The sequence below is a fragment of the Arenimonas sp. genome, from assembly GCF_022842045.1.
Classification (GTDB): domain Bacteria; phylum Pseudomonadota; class Gammaproteobacteria; order Xanthomonadales; family Xanthomonadaceae; genus Arenimonas.
The window spans coordinates 1-6,048 of sequence record NZ_JALHQI010000107.1 but is presented as its reverse complement, the minus strand read 5'-3'; the positions used below and the strand labels follow the sequence as shown (position 1 = coordinate 6,048).

Here is a 6,048-nt window from a genome sequence, read left to right as displayed (position 1 = left end):
GCGCCGCCACCGAGCGCGCGCCGCAGCGTCGGCCGGCGTTGTGCCTGCCAGGCCAGCAGCGCCGCACCGGCGGCCAAGCCTGCACCGGCGACCCAGCCGCCGTCGCGAACATCCAGCGCCGCCCAGGGGTGCGCCGTGTAGGCCGGCGCGTTCAGCGCCAGATGCGCAAGCCGCGCCGCCACCAGCCCGCCGACGGCCGCCCACATCACGGCAGCGTCGGCGCGTTGGCGCTCTTCAGGCGGTTCGCGTGGCGCCAGCCGCCGCGCCAAGCCCGTGGCCAGGACGATGGCCACGAGAAGCAGCAAGGGCGCCGCCGGCAGCGCGACCGGGCCGAGGGAGATGGACAGCACGCGCGCATTCTCCCAGGCGGGCCGGCACCGACCAGGCCGCCTGCGCCGCAGCGCCACCGGCCGCCGCCGGGCATGATGGCCCGGGCGCGCGGCGCGTGCATGGCCTTTGAGCCTGGACAACGCCGCGTCCGCGCCGGGGCTTCATCCTTGCAGTGCCGCCGAATTCGCCGCGGCGAAGGAGAGACAAGCCATGAAACGTCCCTGGGCCCTGCCCCTGCTCGCCGCCCTGTGCCTGACCGCGGGCGCGGCGGTCGCACAACCGGTGGTCACCTACAGCAAGACCGGCGCGAAATTCAGCGACGTGCGCGACGACCTCAAGACCGCCATCGAGTCCAAGGGCTTCGTCATCGACTACCAGTCGCACATCGGCACGATGCTCGAGCGCACCGGCAAGGATGTCGGCTCGAGCAAGAAGCTCTACGAGGATGCGCAGGCGCTGCAGTTCTGCAGCGCGCAGCTGTCGCGCAAGATGATGGAGGCCGACCCGGCCAATGTCGTGATGTGCCCCTACACCCTGGTGGTATGGGCGACGGCCGACCGGCCCGACCGGGTGTTCGTGGCCTACCGGCGCCCGATGCGCCAGGGCCAGGGCGTCTCGACCGCCTCGCGCGCGGCGCTGCGCGAGGTCGACGCGCTGCTGGACGGCCTGGCGCGCGAGGCGGTCGGACACAAGTGACAGACGCAAGCGACCGACGCAGTGAACGGACGCAAGTGACGCGCCGCCGGCGCGCCACCTGACGCGCCGGCGCGGGTCCCGTTCGGCGCGGCCGCGGCCGCGCCGGCTAGAACTTCAGGCCCCAGGCGAGGCCGAACGAGCTCTGCTTCATGCCGATGGTCTCGTTGCCGCCGGCCCCGGGGCCGAGCACGGCGTTGAAGAAGGACGAACCCGTCACCGTCTGCCGCGGCGCCACCATCAGCGCGCCGGTGATCTCGCTCGTCGGCGAGACATTGAAGGTGAAACCGGCCGTGTAGTGGTCCTTCATCACCCCGGGGGCCAGGATGTTGAAGCTCACGTCGGCGCTGCCGATCGGGTTGTCGCCTCGGTTGTAGCCGGCGCGCAGCGTCAGCGCGGGCGTCGCCTGCCAGGCGACGCCGAGCTTGACGATGTCGATGTCCTGCCAGCCGAAGCCCGGGCCGTTGGCGGCGCCGAGCGGCGCCTGGTTGGAGCTCGGGTTGTGCACCGCCGGCACGTCGCTGTACTTGATGCGCATGGCATCCAGCGCCACGGTCACCGCCGGCACGGGCTGGTAGGCGATGCCCACGCCGAAGTGCGACGGGATGTCGAAGTCACCGTTGCCGGCGAAGAGCCCCTTGTACTTGTCGAAGCGGCTCATGTTCATCTTCGGCGCGTAGGCCGCCCCCACCGTGAGCGCGGGCAGCAGCCGTCCCATCCAGCCCACGCGCAGGCCCACCCCCTTGGAGCTGTCGTAGCCGTTGTTGGTGACGCTGCCCGGCGCGCCGGTGAACGGCGGGAAACCCGGTGCGTTGTCGAACGCCTGCAGGCCTTCGGCCTTGAAGCGCTGGTAGCCGAGCAGCAGCGCGACGCCGATCGAATGGTCCGGCGCGGGCTTCCAGGCAAGCGTCGGCGCCACGACCAGCTGCGACAGGTCCACGCCCAGGGTGCCACTGCCGCACAGCATGTTCGCCGGCCCGGCGCCGCAGTTGAAGTTGCCTTGCGGGTAAGTGGTGTTCATGCCACCGTTGCCGTAGACCGTGAGGCCGAGCGAGAGGCTCGGGCTCAGCAGGCGGTTGTAGCCCGCCTCGGGCACCCAGAAGAGCTCCTTGTCGCTGCTCACCTGCCCGTTCAGCGTCGCGAAGCCGGCGCCGCTGCGCTCGGCGTCGCGCTTCGGTGCGAAGGCGTCGAGGCCGAGGTCGGCGCGGTTGCCCGCCCAGACCATGGCCGCCGGGTTGGTGGCGCCACCCAGGCTGTCCTGGGCCAGCGCGAGCGAGGTGCCGCCCATGCCCTTGGCCTTCAGGCCATAGCCGTGTGGGAAGTAGCCGTTGGTGGCCCAGGCCGGCAAAGCAAGCACGGCCGCGGCTGCGAGCCCGCTCAGACGCAGCGCTCTGCGGGCGAAGGAAGTTCCATATCGTTGCATGCGCATCTCCTCATATGAATGTCGTGATGAAGCCCGGGATTGGGCGAATGGCCGCGATGGGGCGGCGCTACCAATGCGCCAGCAGGCGGCCGTTGTCCACCTTGCTGGGCCAACGCTTCAGCGGGCTCGTGCCCTTGGCGATGCACTCGCCGGACCGCACGTCGAAGACCCACTCATGTTTCGGGCAGGTCAACGTGTGGCCCTGGAGTGCCAGATGCGGGATGTTGGTCACCTGGTGCGGGCAGCGGCTGTCGTAGACGCGCCATTCGTCCGCGCCGGCAGGGGCATCGGCCGCCACCGCACGGTGGACGAAGAGGCCGCGGCCGTCGCACTCGACACGGGAGGTCGCGCCCGGCGCAAGGTCGCCCGTGGCCAGCACGTCGTGCCAGCGCGCTTCGGCCGCGGCTTGCAGTGCCTCGGGCCTGAAGTCCGGCAGGTCCATCGCGAGGATGATGTCCACCGCCCACACGATCTTGGCCAGGCCGAGCGCCGGAAAGGCCATCAGCAGCGCATCGAGCACCTCCATCGGCGTGCAGCCCTCGCGCAGCGCACGGCCCAGGTACTGGCGGAATCCGCGCTCGGTCTGCGCGTGCACCTTCGTGATGAGGCTGATCAGGTTGCGCGTCTTCGGGTCGAGATGCTTGCCGCAGTCCTTGAGGAACGCGAAGTAGTGGCCCACGGCTTCGGGCCGGGCCTTGACGAGGTAGTTGAGGGCATCGCTCATGGTGTGGCAGGGGCTGGGGTTGCGGTGAGAGGTTCATCGGCCCGCGGGCGCAACGTGCCGTCGGGCAGCGCCTGCTGGCACTCCTCGAAGACCCTGTACCCGCAGGCGCGGCACATGGCACTGTCCAAGCGAGGGTAGACGGCGCGCAGCGCGTCGCCCTTGTGTGCAATCAATGAATGCTCGCCGAAGGCGGCGAGAGCGCCGCTGCGCTCGAGCGTGCGATGCACGGCCGGCTGCGCGCCCACAACGACCAGGCCACCCCCCAGCGCACGCCGCCGCTGCGCCTCTTCGGCCAGCAGCTGGGCACCCGCGAGGTCGACGAAGTTGACCCCGTGCGCCACCAGCACCACCCACTTGCGGCGCGGATCGACCTCGTCGACGCGGTGCAGCTCCTCGCGCACATGCTCGACCGCGCCGAAGTAGATGGAGCCGCGCACGCGCAGGATCGCCAGTTGCGGGCAGCTCGGCGCCCCCGGGCCGGCCGCCACCAGCTTGCGCCGCGGGTTGCCCAGTTCGGCCAGCGGCGGCGTGCGCTCCTCCACCGCCGGTTGCGAGGTGCGGTACAGGTAGAACAGCAGCGAGACCACGACGCCGACGAACAGGCCCTTCTCCAGGTCGACGAGCACCCCGACCCAGGTGACGAGCAGCACGATGCGCTCGCGCGGGTGGCGGCGCAGGATCTGGCCGATGGCGGCCCAGTCGATCAGCCCCCAGGCGACGATGAACAGGATCGCGGCCATCGCCGCCACCGGCAGGTAGGTGGCCAGGGGCGTCGCCAGCCAGGCGATGGCCAGCAGCATGGGAGCCGACAGCGCCGCCGCCAGCGGCGTGCGCGCGCCCGCCGCATGGTTGATGCCGCTGCGGTTGAAGCTGCCGCTGCTCGGGTAGGCCGAGGTGAAGGCGCCGGCGATGTTGGCCAGCCCCTGGCCGATGAACTCCTGGTTGGCATCGAGCCGCTGGCCGCTCTTGACGGCGACGGCGCGCGCGATGGCCACCGCCTCGGTGAGCCCGATGACCGCCACCACCGCGGCCGGGAACAGCAGCGACTGCAGCGTCAATGGCGAGAGGTCGGGCATCGACAGCGCCGGCAGGGCGCCGGGCAGGGCGCCCACGGTCTCGATGTCGGTGGCGCCCACGAGGCGCTGCAGCACAAGGGCGACGACCGCGCCCACCGTCATCGCCAGGATCATGTAGGGCAGCCGCGGCCACAGGCGGCGCGCCAGCAGCCCGGCCGCCAGCGTGGCCAGGCCCACCACCACCACCCACAGGTGCGACTCCCCCAGGTGTTGCGCGGCGTACAGCACCGTCTCGTGAAAGGGCGCGCCGCGCGGGATCGCCAGGCCGAGAAAGTGCTTGAGCTGGCTGGCCGCGATGAGAAAGGCGGCCCCGGCCGTGAAGCCGACGATCACGGTGTGCGAGATGAAGTTCACCAGCGCGCCCAGGCGCGCGAGCCCGAGCGCCAGCTGCATCAGCCCGGCCAGCAGCGCCAGCGTCAGCACCATGCCGATGTAGCGCTCGCTGCCCGGCTCGGCCAGCGGGCTGAGGGTCGCGAACACCAGCACCGAGATCGCCGTCGTCGGGCCCGACACCAGATGCCGGCTCGAGCCCCACAGGGCCGCCACGATGGCCGGCAGCATCGCCGCGTACAGGCCGTACTGCGGCGGCAGGCCGGCGATGGTGGCGAAGGCCACGGCCTGGGGCAGCACGACCACCGCGCCGGTGAGCGCGGCCAGTGCGTCGTGGCGCAGCGACTCGCGCGTGACCTGGGGCCACCAACCCAGAAAGGGCAGCCAGCGCGACGCGCGCGGGTCGTTCACGGCGCCCTCGCCGCCTCCGCCGGCAGCAGCTCGCCGCGCCCGTCGCGACCGAGCGCGGCGTAGACGGCCGCCAGCGCCTGCTCTTCGTTGGGGTGCAGGTTCGCTTCGCCGATCAGCCGGTCCAGCCCGGTGCGGCGCATGACGTCCAGCACCTGCTTCTTGACGCCGCAGAAGACCACCTGGATGTCCGAGGCGCGCAGCCGCTCGACGAGATGGCGCAGCGCCTCGTCGCCCGAGGCGTCCATCTGGTTGATGCCGCTGGCCACGATCAACAGGTGGCGCGCGCCGGGCTTCTTCGCCAGCTCGTCGAGCACCTGCGATTCGAAGAACGCGGCGTTGGCGAAGTACAGCGTGTCGTCGAAGCGCAGTACCAGGATCTCGGGGCTGGTCGGCAGCTCGGGATGCACGTTCACGTCGCGCAGCGCACCGTCGGCGTGGCGGCCGAGCACAGCCACGCGCGGCTTCATCGTGCGCCACAGGTACAGCAGCACCGCCAGGCCCGCCCCCATCACGATGCCCTTGTCCAGGTGCGGCGCGGCCAGCAGCGTCAGCACGAAGGTGATGGCCGCCACCATGCCGTCGGCGCGGCTGGCGCGCCAGGTGTGCTTGAGCGCCGCGGGCGTGATCAGGCTCGTCACCGCCATCAGGATGATCACACCCAGCGTGGCCTTGGGCAGGTGGTAGAGCAGCGGCGTCAGCACCAGCAGCGTGGCGGCGACGAAGAGGCCGTTGAACACCATCGCCAGGCCGGTCTTCGCGCCGGCCTGCAGGTTGATGGCCGAGCCGGTGAACGAGCCGCAGGCCGGGTAGGACTGGAAGAACGCGCCGGTGAGGTTGGCCAGGCCCTGGCCGAGGAGCTCCTGGTTCGGGTCGATGCGCTGCCGCGTCTTCGCCGCCAGCGCCTTGGCCATGGCGATCGACTCCATGAAGCCGACGAGCGCGATCACGACGGCTGCGCTGAGCAGCGAGAGCAAGGCCTCCAGCGTGATCTTCGGCCAGCGCAGCGGCGGCAGGCCCTGCGGAACGTTGCCCACCACGTCGCCGCCGCCTGCGAGATGCAG

The 6,048-nt window shown here is 71.3% G+C and carries 6 protein-coding genes; 1 reads left to right on the top strand and 5 read right to left on the bottom strand.

Annotated elements, in window-relative coordinates; all coding sequences use genetic code 11:
• A partial coding sequence (locus Q0C12_RS14440) for a prolipoprotein diacylglyceryl transferase family protein (protein WP_290891413.1) occupies positions 1-350 on the bottom strand: 350 nt, incomplete at its 3' end.
• Positions 351-540: 190 nt separating this feature from the next.
• Between Q0C12_RS14440 and Q0C12_RS14435 the strand changes: the two genes are divergently transcribed.
• Positions 541-1,026: a DUF302 domain-containing protein gene (locus Q0C12_RS14435; protein WP_290891410.1), complete on the top strand. Its 486-nt coding sequence runs from the start codon at positions 541-543 to the stop codon at positions 1,024-1,026.
• Between the two features lie 106 nt (positions 1,027-1,132).
• On the opposite strand, the gene Q0C12_RS14430 is transcribed toward Q0C12_RS14435, so the two are convergent.
• The 4 genes from Q0C12_RS14430 to Q0C12_RS14415 all read right to left on the bottom strand — a co-directional run.
• Positions 1,133-2,380, bottom strand: a complete 1,248-nt coding sequence (locus Q0C12_RS14430) for an outer membrane protein transport protein (RefSeq protein ID WP_290891408.1) — start codon at positions 2,378-2,380, stop codon at positions 1,133-1,135.
• Positions 2,381-2,513: 133 nt separating this feature from the next.
• Entirely contained in the window at positions 2,514-3,170 is a 657-nt protein-coding gene (locus tag Q0C12_RS14425; RefSeq protein WP_290891406.1) for a Rieske 2Fe-2S domain-containing protein, read from the bottom strand.
• Positions 3,167-4,987, bottom strand: coding sequence for a SulP family inorganic anion transporter (locus Q0C12_RS14420; protein ID WP_290891404.1), 1,821 nt, complete (start codon positions 4,985-4,987; stop codon positions 3,167-3,169). Before Q0C12_RS14420 ends, Q0C12_RS14425 begins: the two co-directional genes overlap by 4 nt.
• Positions 4,984-6,048 (bottom strand): SulP family inorganic anion transporter (locus Q0C12_RS14415; protein WP_290891402.1); only part of this gene is annotated, 1,065 nt, incomplete at its 5' end. The genes Q0C12_RS14415 and Q0C12_RS14420, both read right to left, overlap by 4 nt.

Bases quoted from the DNA above. Each gene is read 5' to 3' on its own strand.
- Q0C12_RS14435 (WP_290891410.1), top strand. From the start codon at position 541: ATGAAACGTCCCTGGGCCCTGCCCCTGCTCGCCGCCCTGTGCCTGACC.
- Q0C12_RS14425 (WP_290891406.1), bottom strand. From the start codon at position 3,170: ATGAGCGATGCCCTCAACTACCTCGTCAAGGCCCGGCCCGAAGCCGTG.